Origin of the sequence: Hyphomonas sp., assembly GCF_017792385.1 — a bacterium.
Lineage (GTDB): Bacteria > Pseudomonadota > Alphaproteobacteria > Caulobacterales > Hyphomonadaceae > Hyphomonas.
The window spans coordinates 39206-52953 of record NZ_CP051230.1; the positions used below are offsets into that span (position 1 = coordinate 39206).

General features: G+C 63.8%; 13 protein-coding genes. 4 read left to right on the top strand and 9 right to left on the bottom strand.

Annotated features, from left to right (window positions below; genetic code table 11):
* Nucleotides 1–39: 39 nt before the first annotated feature.
* The 8 genes from dxs to HF955_RS00195 form a co-directional block, all read right to left on the bottom strand.
* The gene (gene dxs / locus HF955_RS00160; protein WP_291077008.1) at nucleotides 40–1962 is read right to left on the bottom strand and encodes a 1-deoxy-D-xylulose-5-phosphate synthase; all 1923 of its coding nucleotides are present in this window, start codon (nucleotides 1960–1962) and stop codon (nucleotides 40–42) included.
* Nucleotides 1963–2003: 41 nt separating this feature from the next.
* On the bottom strand, nucleotides 2004–2900 hold the full coding sequence (locus tag HF955_RS00165) for a polyprenyl synthetase family protein (RefSeq protein ID WP_291077009.1): 897 nt from the start codon (nucleotides 2898–2900) through the stop codon (nucleotides 2004–2006).
* 12 nt (nucleotides 2901–2912) lie between these two features.
* Nucleotides 2913–3158 carry an exodeoxyribonuclease VII small subunit gene (locus HF955_RS00170; protein WP_291077010.1) on the bottom strand — a complete coding sequence of 82 codons (246 nt, stop codon included), beginning with the start codon at nucleotides 3156–3158 and terminating at the stop codon, nucleotides 2913–2915.
* Between the two features lie 78 nt (nucleotides 3159–3236).
* The gene (locus HF955_RS00175; RefSeq protein WP_291077030.1) at nucleotides 3237–3833 is read right to left on the bottom strand and encodes a histidine phosphatase family protein; all 597 of its coding nucleotides are present in this window, start codon (nucleotides 3831–3833) and stop codon (nucleotides 3237–3239) included.
* A 133-nt stretch (nucleotides 3834–3966) separates the two neighbouring features.
* Nucleotides 3967–4821: a signal peptidase I gene (gene lepB / locus HF955_RS00180; RefSeq protein ID WP_291077012.1), complete on the bottom strand. Its 855-nt coding sequence runs from the start codon at nucleotides 4819–4821 to the stop codon at nucleotides 3967–3969.
* Nucleotides 4822–4938: 117 nt separating this feature from the next.
* Entirely contained in the window at nucleotides 4939–6003 is a 1065-nt protein-coding gene (locus HF955_RS00185; protein WP_027836544.1) for an MBL fold metallo-hydrolase, read from the bottom strand.
* A gap of 48 nt (nucleotides 6004–6051) precedes the next feature.
* On the bottom strand, nucleotides 6052–6543 hold the full coding sequence (locus HF955_RS00190; RefSeq protein ID WP_291077013.1) for a gluconokinase, GntK/IdnK-type: 492 nt from the start codon (nucleotides 6541–6543) through the stop codon (nucleotides 6052–6054).
* Entirely contained in the window at nucleotides 6540–7556 is a 1017-nt protein-coding gene (locus tag HF955_RS00195) for a pseudouridine synthase (RefSeq protein ID WP_291077014.1), read from the bottom strand. Before HF955_RS00195 ends, HF955_RS00190 begins: the two co-directional genes overlap by 4 nt.
* A gap of 123 nt (nucleotides 7557–7679) precedes the next feature.
* Between HF955_RS00195 and HF955_RS00200 the strand changes: the two genes are divergently transcribed.
* The gene (locus HF955_RS00200) at nucleotides 7680–8855 is read left to right on the top strand and encodes an MFS transporter (RefSeq protein ID WP_291077015.1); all 1176 of its coding nucleotides are present in this window, start codon (nucleotides 7680–7682) and stop codon (nucleotides 8853–8855) included.
* A gap of 7 nt (nucleotides 8856–8862) precedes the next feature.
* Here HF955_RS00200 and HF955_RS00205 read toward each other — a convergent pair whose 3' ends face one another.
* Complete coding sequence (locus tag HF955_RS00205; RefSeq protein ID WP_291077016.1) at nucleotides 8863–10635, bottom strand: acyl-CoA dehydrogenase; 1773 nt, start codon at nucleotides 10633–10635, stop codon at nucleotides 8863–8865.
* Nucleotides 10636–10756: 121 nt separating this feature from the next.
* Here HF955_RS00205 and HF955_RS00210 point away from each other — a divergent pair, with 121 nt between their 5' ends.
* Genes HF955_RS00210 through HF955_RS00220 form a run of 3 tightly spaced genes read left to right on the top strand, consistent with a single transcriptional unit; the run spans nucleotide 10757 to nucleotide 13700 of the window.
* The gene (locus tag HF955_RS00210; RefSeq protein WP_291077017.1) at nucleotides 10757–11494 is read left to right on the top strand and encodes a YceI family protein; all 738 of its coding nucleotides are present in this window, start codon (nucleotides 10757–10759) and stop codon (nucleotides 11492–11494) included.
* Between the two features lie 18 nt (nucleotides 11495–11512).
* The gene (locus HF955_RS00215) at nucleotides 11513–12712 is read left to right on the top strand and encodes a cytochrome b/b6 domain-containing protein (RefSeq protein ID WP_291077018.1); all 1200 of its coding nucleotides are present in this window, start codon (nucleotides 11513–11515) and stop codon (nucleotides 12710–12712) included.
* 49 nt (nucleotides 12713–12761) lie between these two features.
* Nucleotides 12762–13700 (top strand): L-threonylcarbamoyladenylate synthase, encoded by a 939-nt coding sequence (locus HF955_RS00220; RefSeq protein WP_291077019.1) that lies wholly within the window; start codon nucleotides 12762–12764, stop codon nucleotides 13698–13700.
* Nucleotides 13701–13748: the final 48 nt, after the last annotated feature.

Genomic DNA, 13748 nt, shown 5'->3' on the forward strand with positions numbered 1-13748 from the left:
GGTTCGCGCGCAGCCGCAAATTGCTTTTCAGCAAGATAGTCAGGCGCTGGCCACGCGCTCCAGTTCGGCAAGGTCACCGCGCCCCAGCGCTTCGATTGCCTGCGCCGCAATATGGCGGGCGTTCAACCCCGCTGTCTCGTACATCTGATACGGGCTGTCCTGGTCCTGGAACGTGTCCGGCAGGGTCATCGGGCGGATTTTCAGCCCGCCATCCAATGCGCCGGCGCGGGCCAGGTGTTCCAGCACGAAACTTCCAAAACCACCCATGGCACCTTCTTCGACCGTGATCAGGACTTCATGCTCACGCGCAAGGCGTTCAACAAGATCCGCGTCCAGCGGCTTGGCAAAACGCGCATCGGCCACCGAGGCGGACAGGCCCTGCGCGGCGAGCATTTCCGCGGCCTTCACGGCTTCGCCGAGGCGTGTGCCGTAGGACAGGATTGCGACACTCGTTCCCTCACGGACGATGCGGCCCTTGCCGATTTCGAGAGGTTGCGGATTGTCCGGCACGGTCACGCCGGTGCCTTCTCCGCGGGGATAACGGAACGCAGACGGACCATCATCGATCCCGGCTGCCGTCACCACCATACGCGCCAGTTCGGCCTCGTCCGCGGCGGCCATGCAGACCATGCCCGGAAGCGCGCCGAGATAGCCGATATCGAAACTTCCGGCATGGGTGGCCCCATCGGCGCCTACCAGGCCGGCCCGGTCGATGGCAAAACGAACCGGCAGCTTCTGGATCGCCACATCATGGACGACCTGGTCATAGCCGCGCTGAAGGAAGGTCGAATAAATCGCCGCAAATGGCTTCATGCCGTCCGCCGCAAGTCCGGCCGCAAACGTCACCGCATGCTGTTCGGCAATGCCGACGTCAAAATGGCGGTCCGGGAATTGTTTTGCAAAAATATCCGTCGAGGTGCCGGACGGCATGGCGGCCGTAATGGCGCAAATCCGGTCGTCGGTTTCTGCCAGCTGGGCCAGCGTCCGGCCGAACACTTTCTGATAATTCGGCGCCTTCGGCTGGGGCTTGGATTGCTCACCCGTGATCACCGAGAATTTCGACACGCCATGATACTTGTCGGCGGAATTCTCTGCCGGGGCGTATCCCTTGCCCTTTTGGGTCACCGCATGGATCAGGATCGGCCCATCGCGCATGGCCTTCACGTTTTCCAGCACCGGCAGCAGCGTATCGAGATCATGCCCGTCAATCGGGCCGACATAATAGAAACCGAGTTCCTCGAACAGCGTGCCGCCCATCGCAAAGCCGCGCAGATATTCTTCCGCCCGGCGCGCCGGGCTTTCCAACCCCATTGGCGAGACCACCTTCTTGGCAATCCGGCGCAGCCCCCGATACGGCCGCGACGAGACGAGCTTCGACAGATAGTTGCTCATCGCACCGACCGGCGGCGCGATGGACATGTCATTGTCGTTGAGGATCACGATCAGGCGCGACTTGTTGGCCCCGGCATTGTTCATGGCCTCATAGGCCATGCCGGCAGACATCGACCCGTCGCCGATCACGCAGACGACGTGATTCTTGCCCCCCTGCAAGTCCCGCGCCTTGGCAAAGCCATGGCCGGCCGAGATCGAGGTGGAGGCATGCGCCGCGCCGAAGGGGTCGTATTCGCTTTCCGACCGTTTCGTGAACCCGGACAGGCCGCCCGCCTGGCGCAGCGTGCGCATCTGGTCGCGGCGTCCGGTCAGGATCTTGTGGGGATAGCATTGGTGGCCGACGTCAAAGATCAGCTTGTCATCCGGCGTGTCGAACACGGCATGGATGGCCAGGGTCAGTTCCACTACGCCAAGACCGGATCCGAGATGCCCGCCGGTGACCGACACGACATCAATGACTTCGTCCCGCACCTCGTCGGCAATCTGCTTCAGCTCCGCCCGCGACCGGCCTTTCAGGTCATCCGGCGATTGGATGGAATCCAGCAGTCTGTTGGGGCGGGCGTCGGTCATTCCAGTCTTTGCTCGGTTCGAATTCTTGTTCTGACCAGGTCTTAATGCGTTCTATCGAGCACAAAATCGACCGATTGCAGCAGTATATGGGCCTTTTCATGAAAGATTGCGAGGTGTTCCTTCGCCTGTGAGGCCAAAATACGCACCCTTTGGCGGGCGCCCTCAATCCCCAGAATGGTCACGAAATTGGCCTTTCCTGCAGCTTCATCAGTGCGAAGCGGCTTGCCGGCCCGGTCTTCATCGCCGGTCGCATCCAGAAGGTCGTCGGCAATCTGGTAGGCCAGCCCGAGATCGTTCGAAAAGCCGGCCAGCGCATTGCGCTCGGCTTCACGGGCCCGCCCGACAATGGCAGCGGCCTCGGTCGCATAGGAAATCAGCGCGCCTGTCTTCAGGCGCTGCATCCGGGTAATCGTGTTCAGATCACGGGGGCTGTCGGTCTCCAGCATGTCAATCATCTGGCCGCCCACCATGCCCCGTGCGCCGGACGCGTCGGCCAGGCGCTCGATCAGCATCGCGCGAATACCGGCATCCTCATGCGTTTCCGAGGATGCAAGAATCTTGAATGCCAGCGTCAGCAACGCATCACCCGCCAGGACCGCCGTGGCCTCGTCAAAGGCCTTGTGCACGGTCGGTTGGCCGCGCCGGAAATCATCATCATCCATGCAGGGCAGGTCATCATGCACCAGCGAATAGCAATGCACGCATTCAAGCGCCGCAGCCGCCCTCAGCAAGGTCTTTTCCGGGGCCTCGAACATGGCCCCGGTCTCGAGAAGAAAGAAAGGCCGCATCCGCTTGCCATTGGCCAGGGCGGCATGGCGCATGGCGCGCATCAGATTGGCCTCGGGCCCGCTGGCCGGCGGGATCAACTGGTCGAGGGCCACGGTGACCCGGTCGGCGACCTCTTTCAGGCGCTGCTCGAATTCCTGGGCATCGCCCATGTCGACGCCCCTCTAGTCGAAACTGGCGGTTTCAGTGGTCGGCCCCTTGGCCCCCTGCACGATCTGTTCGACTTTCAGTTCGGCGGATTTCAGGCGCGATTCACAATGCGCCTTCAGGGCCGCACCGCGCTCATAGATCGCGATCGATTTTTCCAGTTCGACCTCACCGGCTTCCAGCTGACGCACAATGACTTCCAGCTCCGCCAGGGCTTCCTCGAAGCTGAGTTTGTCGACTGGTTTCTCTTTCGCGTCAGCCATTCTGCCGCCTCATCCTTCCTGAAATTTCCGTGACACTAATTCGCCCACCTGTGGTCCACAACCATTTTAGGGGCAGAATTATTTGAACTCGTAGACCCGGAAGCTCCAATAGGCATCGCCGCCATCAAAGGTGCATTTCCAGCCCAGCTTCTTCATCTCCGGCCGGATCATGCGATTGAACCAGCCATGTGCGGCCAGATAGACCTTTCCCTCGCTGGAGGCCTCATCCAGCTTGGCGGCGGCAGATGCCGCGCGCAGGCGCGCTTCCTTTACGCTTTCCCCGTCAAGCGCATGGCCGTTCAGCCACACGGCCCGGGCCAGCACATTCCATGTCTTCGGCAGATAGCGCACCCCCGGCAGCAAAGGCGGCGGCAGCGGCGCCTCGTTGAACACCGGATCATACAGCGCCTGAAGGTGCGGGGCTGCCTTGGCGGCGGTCTGCTGGGCGCGCAGGCGGGCGGAAGCGAACACGATGTCCGCATCGGCCACGACCTGTTTCAGCGCATCCGGCGCGTCCTGGTCATCCGCCAGCGGGCCGATCTCGTAGCGCTCCCACCAGTCGCGATACTCTTTCCAGTTCAGTCGCGGCCCCGCCGTCCGGTCCAGCGCAGGCCGACCGTGACGCGAAATGATGATGGGACCGCGCTTACGGCCTGTCGATGTCGTGTCTGGCATCGCCATACGCGTTCTACTCGTTCTTGCGGGCCCCCAGTGACCACTCGTTCCAAAATGCCCTAACGGGGTTGGTGCGGCCGGGCAAGGCGCGTTTCACCTCAACCGGCGCGGCGTCTCCATCGGGCCAAGCGGACTACAGCCCTTTCCACACCCGCTTGCGGCAGGGCTCATCGTCCTGCAGCTTGCATTTGTGGAAGCTGACCAGAACGGTTTCCGCCCGCCCGATCAGATGGTCCATCGGAACAAAGCCGATGGAGGCCTCAACCGCTGGAACGCGCGGCTGGCAGCCGGCGCGGTCGATCACGCCGTCAATGGCAGGGCAGTGCCCGCTCGGAAACCGGCTGTCGAGGGAATTGTCGCGATTGTCGCCCATCATGAAGACATGGCCTTCGGGCACGATGAACAGGTCGGTATTGTCGCCCCGGCCGCCCTTTTCCTGACGATAGGTCGACCAGCTCTTGTCGCCGATGGTTTCGCGCCATTCATGCGACGCCTCAATGGCGACACCGCGGTGCGGCACGAAGCGTACGGTGCGCTCATATTCGGTTTCCACCGGCTCGCCATTCAGGAACAATTGTTCGCCGATCAGCTGGACCTGATCCCCGGGCAGGCCGATCAGGCGCTTGATCATGACCCGGCCGGTATGCGGGTGCTCGAAGACCACCACATCACCGCGCTTGGGCTGGCTGGCAAAGATGCGGCCCGGCGGCAGAGGGATGAACCGGCCCATCGAGAAGGGCAGCGAGTAGCGGTCATAGCCATAGGCGAACTTCGCCACTGCCACACGGTCGGTCACCTGCAGGGTCGGCACCATGCTCTCGGACGGAATCACACGTTGCTCGTAGGCGAGACCGGAGAACAGCAGGAACACCGGCACGAAGACGGCCAGCGTGGCGCCCCATTCCCGCAATTCCTGTTTCAGCTTGGCTCCCAGGCTCGGCTTTTCAGACACGCCGTTTTCTGCCGCAGAATTGCTGTCTGATGCCATGGGACCCTCATTCATCGCCGTTTGGACGTGCGCCCTGTCTTAGACGAAAGGATAGGCGATTGCGAACACCAAAACACGCCCGGCGCTGCAAAAGCTGGCCGGGTGAGACCGTCATGGTCAGTTCAGGCTGTACAGGTCCACGCCGGTCTCGCTGCGGTTCACCGAAACATCGCCGCGATAGATCAGGTAATTCAGATGCGCCAGCGCTTCGCCGGTCGCCATGGACACCTCGTCATCGGCAATCGACCGTCCGAACAGGGTGGTGAAGGTGTCGACCGCTTTCATCGGCCCCCGGCCAAGCCGTTGCAGCAGCCGGTCCAGCGCCACATGGTGCCCGTCAATCAGGTGCTGCAGGCGTTTGTGGGCGCCGGTGAAGGGCTCATTATGGGCCGGCAGGACGAGCACGTCCTCCGGCAGGCGCGCCTTCAGCTTTTCACAACTCTCCAGCCAGTCGAGCAGCGGGTTGGCCGCGGGCTCGGTCGGGTGCACCGACACATTGGAGGAGATTCTCGGAAGCAACTGGTCCCCCGAGATCACGATGTTCAGGGACGGGCAGAACAGGCTGGCATGTTCCGGCGAATGGCCGCTGCCGGTGACGACTTCCCAGACCTGTCCGGCCATCTCGAACGTATCGCCATCGACGAGGCGCCGGAACGAATCCGGCAACGGCATCACACCGCGTCCAAATCCGCCAAAACGCTCCTTGTACTGGTCGATCTGGGCCTTGTTCCAGCCAGCCTTCAGATAGAAGTCCAGGCCGGCCTTGGGCGCGCTGCGGCCCGTATCCGACACCAGCATGCGGCAGGTCGTGTATTCCAGCCGGGTCATCCACAATTCGGCACCCCATTTGTGGCACAGCCAACCGGCGGTTCCGACATGGTCAGGATGCATGTGGGTCACGATCACGCGCTTGAGCGGTTTCGCCTCGCTGATGCGGTCCGTCAGCAGGCTCCGCCAGGCATCGCGCGTTTCATCATATGGAATGCCGGTATCCACGATCGTCCAGCCGTCGCCATCGTCGATCAGCCAGACATTGATGGATTTGAGCGAGAAATGCAGCGGCATGGCCACCCAGTGCAGGCCGGGGGCGACCTCCTTCATTTCTCCGATTGCCGGCACCGTCTGGCCAAGCGGATATTCGAGGCGCGGCCGTTTCGGCTTGCTGAGTTCTGTACCGTCCATATCAGGAGGATACGCAGCTTTTCTCCACCGTCGAGCCGTACCGCAAGGTCATGCCTCTGCAAGAATTGCCTGTATCTGCGCCAACAGGACGTCCGGACGGCCTGTGCCGTCGACCGCCAGAACGTCATCCGGGGGTTGCAACGCCTCCAACTGGCTGTCGAGCAGCGAGACGGGCATGAAATGATCCTGGCGGGCCGCGATACGCCGCGCCAGTTCCTCTCTCGGCACGTCCAGCAGGACAAACCGGCAGGCCCGTCCGGCTCCAGCGCGCAACCCGTCCTGGACGTAGGGGGTCAGCGCCGAACAGGCGAGGATGACCCGTGCCTCCGGTCGCGCGGAGACGGCCCGGCACAGGCTGCCGACCCAGTCTGCCCGGTCAGCATCGGTGAGCGGCGTGCCAGAGGCCATCTTCTGCTTGTTGGCCGCGGAATGATGGTCGTCTGCCTCGGTAAACGGCCATCCTCCGGCCGCAGCGAGCGCTTCGGCGATCGACGATTTGCCGCTGCCGGCCACGCCCATGATGATGACGAGGTCCGTCATTTGATGGGCGTGCGCTTGCGCGGTTTCAGCTTCGTACGCTTGAACTTCTCGCCTTTCAGGGGCGACACCTTCCGGTCCGGTGCAGGGGCGGAGGCCAGTTTGCCGCTGCTGCGTGCGCCGGGCTTGCCGGGACGGGACGAGCGTTCGCCGCGCGCAGGCCGGTCCAGCCGGGCATCCCGGTCTGACCTGTCCGCTTGCTCGGGCCGTCCGGGCCGATCAGGCCGGTCCGTCCGGGGCTTGCGGGCCCGTGGCGCCTCGCCCTTCAGCAGGGCGGCGCGTTCCCGGCCACTGATCGGCCGCCATTTGCCCTCGGGCAGGCCTGCCAGTTCCAGCGGTCCGACCCGCACCCGCATCAGGTCCACCACGCGCAGATCGACCAGCTGGCACATGCGCCGGATCTGTCGGTTGCGACCTTCCCGCAAGACGAATTTCAGCTCCTGCGGTTTCAGTTGCTCGACAATGGCGGGCTTCAGCTTGCGCCCATCCAGTTCCAGGCCGTGGCGCAATTTCGCCAGCCGTTCGGGCGTGACCTCGCCCTTGACCTTGACGATATACTCCTTGTCGAGCTGGCTTTCGGGGCCGATCACGGCCTTCGCCAGAACACCATCCTCCGACAGGATGAGCAGGCCGCGTGAATCCTTGTCGAGCCGGCCCAGCGGCGCCAGCTTGTTGTAGCGGCCCGGAATGGCATGACTCTTCCCAGACAAGGACTCAGACGTGATCAGGCGCACCGCCGGGATCTCGTCACCTTCCGGCGTGCCGGACACAATGCCCACCGGCTTGTGGAAGAGGATGGACAATTGATTGTCGAGCCGGCGGGAGGCCTTCTGCGCCAAGTCCAGCGTCTGGCCGGTCTCGATCTTCTGGCCGGAAATCGCAGTCTCGCCGTTCACCTTGACGAGGCCCTGTTCGATCAGGGCATCCGCCTCGCGGCGCGAGCACACGCCTTCAAGCGCCAGCCATTTGTTGATCCGCAAGGGCTCATCGCCGGTATAGGTCTTGGTCCACGCCATGACGGGGCGCCTCCTGCACTGTTGCGGCCCGTCTTATCGGCGTGGCGCGCTGCTCGCAACTCGCGGTCGACAGGCTGGCGCATTTGCGGCATAGGCGGGCGCCCCGTTCGAAGAGCCTGTCCGATGTCTGATCCCCGCGCTGCCACCCCCGGAATTGCCTTTGCCCTGATCGTTCTGGGCACGATCCTCGGCCTGGCCGGAACCGACCTCGTTCTGCCGGCGGTGCCGTCATTGCCGGATACGCTGGGCGGCACCCAGGCAATGGCCCAGCTTGTGCTGGCGGCCTTCGTGGCGGGGGGCTGCATCGGCCTGCTGGCCTTTGGAGAACTGGGCGCCCGCATCGACCAGCGATCCCTTCTGGTGGGCTCCCTGGTCGCCTATGCGCTGGTCTCCCTGGCCTGCATGATCGCGCCCAGCCTGCCGGTCCTGGTCGGTCTGCGCTTCGTTCAGGGCCTCGCCGGATCGGCAGCCGCCGTCTTCGCGCCCGGCATGATCCGGGCCATGTTTCCGGAAGACAAGGCCGTGGGGGCACTGGGTTTCATGGCCAGCATCGAATCCCTCATCCCCGCCCTCGCGCCCGTGCTCGGCGTCTGGCTGCTGATGGCCTTCGGATGGAAAAGCTCCTTCCTCGCGCTCGGTGGGCTCAGCCTCGCAGTGGCCGCGTCGGTCGCCCTGCTGCGCCACCGGATGCCGCCACCGCCCTCCACGCGTGCGCCGGGCAGCTATGTCCGGCATCTCACCAATCCCGTCTTCCTGCGCTACGCGCTCAGCCAGGCCTTCACTCTTGGCGGGCTGCTGATCTTCGTGTTCGGCGCCCCTGCCATGATCACAAAGGGCATGAACGGCAGCCTCAATGACTTCATCATCATGCAGGTGGCAGGCATTACCTTTTTCATCATCGGGTCAAACCTGGCCGGCAAACTGACCCAGCGCTTCGGTCCGGAAACCATGATCCTGTTCGGCTCGATCCTGTCCGCCTGCGGACTGATCAGCGTTCTGGCCTTCGCCCTGCTCGGCGGCGCGGAACCGCTTGTGCTGGCAGCGCTGTTCGTCCCGGTTAACCTCGGCCTCGGCTTTCGGGGACCCCCGGGATTCTTCCGCGCCGTCATTGCGGCCCGCGGAGACGATGCGCGTGGATCCGCCCTGGTACTGGTGGCCATTCTGGTCACGGCGGCTGTCGGAACGGCCCTTGCCGCCCCGGTCGTGACACTTGGCGCAGCCCCGCTGGCGGCCGTCGCCGCTGCGGTCTCGTGTGCCTCGGTGCTCTGCCTTCTGGCCCTGCCGAAACTGGAGGCCTGAGGCCCGGTCAGGCGATGCCGAACAGGGCTTCGCTGTTCTCGAGGAAGGGGGAGCCGCCATCAGTGATGCCGGACACACGCCCCGGCGCGGTGGCCAGAACCGTCTCTGCAAAGAACCCGGCCAGCGCCAGTTGACGGGCCCGGAAGCTGCCATCTTCGCTGCGCGCCGCCACTGCGGCCCGCGTCAGGAAGTGGCCGCCAATCACATCCCCCGCCAGCGCCAGATAGGCGGTTGCCCCGGCAAGCGCCTTGGCCTGATCACGATCCTTCATCGCCTCCAGCATCCAGTCGCTTGCCTCGCGCAGGGCATCTGCCCCGGCGCGAAGACGGTCCGCAATCTGGACCAGTTGCGGATCGTTCGTGGCGCGCGCATCGGCGGCGGTTGCCTCCACCTCGCCCAGCATGACCCGCATCGACTCGCCATTGGTACCGGTCAGCTTGCGGCCGACCAGGTCGATGGCCTGAATACCATTCGTGCCCTCGTAAATCGGCGCAATCCGGGAGTCGCGATACAATTGACCAGCCAGCGTCTCATTCATGAAGCCCATGCCGCCATGGATCTGGACCCCCAGGCTGGCCACATCGACTCCCATGTCCGTACACCAGGCCTTCGCGATCGGCGTCAGCAGGTCTTCGCGCATCTTCGCAGCCTTGCGGGTTTCCTCGTCTACAGCCGCCTCGGCCAGATCTGCCGCCACGCCGCACGCATAGCAAATTGACCGAGCGGCAGCGACGCGGGCCCGCATGGTAGTCAGGGTACGGCGCACATCGGCATGGTGCAGGATCGGGGCAGGCCCGTCCACACCGGACACCTTGCCCTGCTTGCGTTCCTGAGCGTATTCGAAAGCCGTCTGATAGGCCGCTTCACCGACGGCGACTCCTTCAAGGCCGACATTCAGGCGCGCCGAGTTCATCATCGTGAACATGCAGGCAAGCCCCTTGTTCTCCTGCCCGATCAGCCAGCCCGTGGCGCCATCATATTCCATGACACAGGTCGGCGAAGCGTGGATGCCCATCTTCTTTTCCAGACCGATGCATTTCACGGCATTCCGGTCGCCCAGGCTGCCATCCGGGTTCACCATCACTTTCGGGACGATGAACAGGGAGATGCCGCGAGACCCGGCCGGCGCATCCGGCAGACGCGCGAGCACGAGATGGATGATGTTCTCGGCGATGTCATGATCGCCCCAGGTAATGTAGATTTTCTGCCCGCTGATGGCATAGCTGCCATCATCATTCGGCACCGCCTTGGTCTTCAGCGCGCCGACATCCGAACCGGCCTGCGGCTCGGTCAGATTCATCGTGCCGGTCCAGGTGCCGGCGACGAGATTTGGAAGATAGGTCTGTTTCTGGTCATCGGTGCCATGTGCGAGCAGGGCCTCGATCGCGCCGAAGCTCAGCATCGGGCAGAGACCGAACGACATGTTCGCAGCGTGGAACATTTCCATCACGGCCAGGGCCAGCGCCTTGGGCAGGCCCTGGCCGCCCCATTCTTCCGGCGCCGACAGGCCCATCCAGCCGCCGTCGCGGAACTGGGCATAGGCGTCTGCAAAGCCCGGCGCCGCCTTCACCCCGTCTTCGGTCAGTTGGGCGCCATGGGCATCTCCGACCATGTTCAACGGGGCCAGAACGTCCCGCGCCAGCTTGTTCGCTTCTTCCAGGATGGGAGAAATCAGGTCCGGGTCATAATTCGCAAAGGGCGCGAGCCCTTCCAGCCGCGAGACGCCAGCGACGGATTGAAGGGCGAATGCCATATCGCTCAGCGGGGCATCATATGCCATGGATTACTCCTAGAATCTGAATAAGTTATATCCTGCGTGACGTCTAGCGCGGGGATGGCCCGGCGCCAACTGCGCCCTATAATCACTGGGACGTTTCAAGCAGCACTCCAGGAGACTCATCATGCGCACCACCCTTCTATCCGTATCCCTGCTCGCCCTCGCCGCCTGCGGCGCGGCCGAGACCACCGCCCCGGCCGCCGAAGCGGAAACCCCGGCGACCGAAACCGCTGAAACCACCGCGGCGCCTGCAGAAACCGCAGAGCCGGCCCCGGAAATCGGCCCGGCCGGCACCTATGTGCTGGATCCGACTCACGCCTCCCTTACCTGGACCGTCGACCATTTCGGCCTGTCCAGCTACACAGCCCGCTTCACCAAGATGGACGCCACCCTGGAATTCAATCCGGACGATGCCAGCGCCACGTCCCTGACCGTCACCGTTGATCCGGCCTCCGTGGAGACCGACTATCCGGGCGATTACAAGGCCAGCCATGCCGATTCCCCGTACGAATCCTGGAACGCCCAGCTGGCTCAGGACCCGACCTATTTCAATGCCGGCGAGTATCCGGAAATTACCTTCACCTCGACCGAAGTCACCCAGACAGGCCCGTCGACCGGCACCGTCACCGGGGACCTCACTTTCCTGGGCGTGACCAAACCGGTCACCCTCGACGTCATCTACAACGGCACGGCCACGTTCCCCTGGGCGCCCGAACAGCCGAAGATCGGTTTTTCGGCCACGGGATCCCTGACCCGGTCGGAGTTCGGCCTCGACAAGATGGTGCCGAATCTCGGAGACGAGATTGAACTCACCATCGAGACGGAATTCGTCATGGCGACGCCCGCCACAGACGCCGAATAATCCGGACGACAGGACATCATGAAGGCTGAAACCTCCAGATACGCCCTCATCGCCATCACCCTGCACTGGGTGATGGCAGCCCTGCTTCTGTTCATGATCTGGCTGGGCTGGAACATGGACGATCACGAAGCACGCTATCAGCTGCACAAATCGGTCGGCATCCTCTTGCTGTTCCTGACCGTGGTGCGGGTGATCTGGCGGGCCATGAACCCGCCACCCCCATTGCCTGAAGAGATGCCGGCCCATGAGAAGCTGGCCTCGCATCTGGTGCATATGGCGTTCTACGGCCTCATGATCCTTCTGCCGCTGGCCGGCTGGTTGCTGGTCTCAACCTCGAAATTCAAGGTGCCGACCGTTCTGTTCGGCACGATCAGCTGGCCCCACCTGCCCGCGCCGGATTTCCTGCGCGGCGATCTTGCCCATGCCATTCTGGAAAACATCCATTCGAAAGGTGCCTGGGTCCTGATCATCCTGCTCGGCCTGCATGTGGCCGGCGCGGTGAAACACGAGATTGGCGGCGAGGAGGGCGTGCTGAAGAAGATGCTGCCCGGCCTGTTTGGCAAGGTCGCCCCGCCGAAAACGGCGCGCGGATATCTTCGCGCCTTCGGCACAGCCATCATTGCCTTTGCGCTGATCGCACTCATTCCGATTGCCGGATCCGGCCCGTCCGACGCCGCCCCTGCGGAATCCGCCCCCGTCGCAGAAGGGGAGGCCGACAATCTGTCCCCCAACTGGACCGTCAATTACGAGCAGTCGGAAATCCGCTTTACCGGGGAGTATGACGGAGCCGGGTTTACCGGCACATTCGGCGACTGGACGGCAGACATCGAATTCCATCCGGACGACCTTGCGGGCTCTGAAGCCCTCGTCACGGTCCGCACCGCCACCGCAGATGCCGGCAAGAAGCTCTACAATGACAGCCTGAAGGGCCAGGAATGGTTTGACACGAACACGTTCCCGGAAGCCCGTATCAGGCTGGACAATTTCCGTGAGACCGACACCGGCTACACTGCGGACGCAACCATTTCTCTCAAGACCGAACTCGTCACCGTCCCGCTCGACTTTACACTCGACATCGATGGCGACATCGCCACGCTGAACGCAACCACGGTCATGAACCGGAAGGCGTTCGATCTTGGTCAGGCCTCGGACCCTGCCGGCACATGGGTGGGTGAGGATGTCACCGTGACGGTCACCGGTACGGCCAGCCGCAATTAGGTGATGCAGCGACTTCCGGGCAGCGCGCGCGGGTGCTAAGGGCGCCCGCATGACTGCCATCGCGCCTCTTCAGCCCGGTCCGATCGATCTTGCCGCAAGTTTCCTGCGCAAGGGCGGGCTTGTGGCCATGCCGACAGAAACCGTCTACGGGCTGGCCTGCGACGCTGCCAATCCGGACGCGGTGGCCCGGCTCTATGCTGCCAAGGGGCGTCCGCACTTCAATCCGCTGATCGCACATGTCGCCACCCTGGACATGGCCCGGCGCGAAGCCGTCTTTTCGGAGACCGCTCTGGCCCTTGCCGAACGTTTCTGGCCCGGCCCGCTCACCCTCGTCCTGCCGGTCGCCGAGAGTGGCACTGTGTGTGACCTGGCGCGATCCGGTCTCGACACGATCGCCATCCGCATGCCCGCCCATCCCGGCGCGCGCCAGCTGATCGCCGCCTTCGGCCGCCCGGTCGTCGCTCCGTCGGCAAACCGGTCCGGCCATGTCAGCCCGACCCGCGCCGAACACGTCAAGGCAGACCTTGATGGCAAGCTGGACCTGATCCTCGATGGCGGCCCCTGCACACAGGGGATCGAGTCCACCATCATGTCCCTGGTCAGCAAACAGCCCGTCCTGCTGCGCGCGGGCGCGGTGGACACGCCGACGCTGGAAGACTTCCTCGGTGTTCCCCTCCAGCGTCCCGGCAGCGCCGATGGAATTTCTGCGCCCGGCCAGTTGAAAAGCCACTATGCCCCGAACGCCAGGCTTCGCCTCAACGCCGACGCCCCGGAAGCAGGGGAGGCCTGGCTGGGCTTCGGGCCGGATGTGCATGGCGGCGCAAACCTCTCGCCCACCGGCAGCCTGACCGAAGCGGCCGCCAATCTGTTTGCCTTGCTGCGTGAACTCGACTCGCGAGCGGACCGCATCGCCGTGGCACGCATTCCCGAAGACGGCCTTGGTGAAGCGATCAATGACCGTCTCGCCCGCGCTGCGCACCGGGAATGAGACCGGCTTGCCAGATCGCCCCATCGAATTTTCGCGCGAAAAAGACTA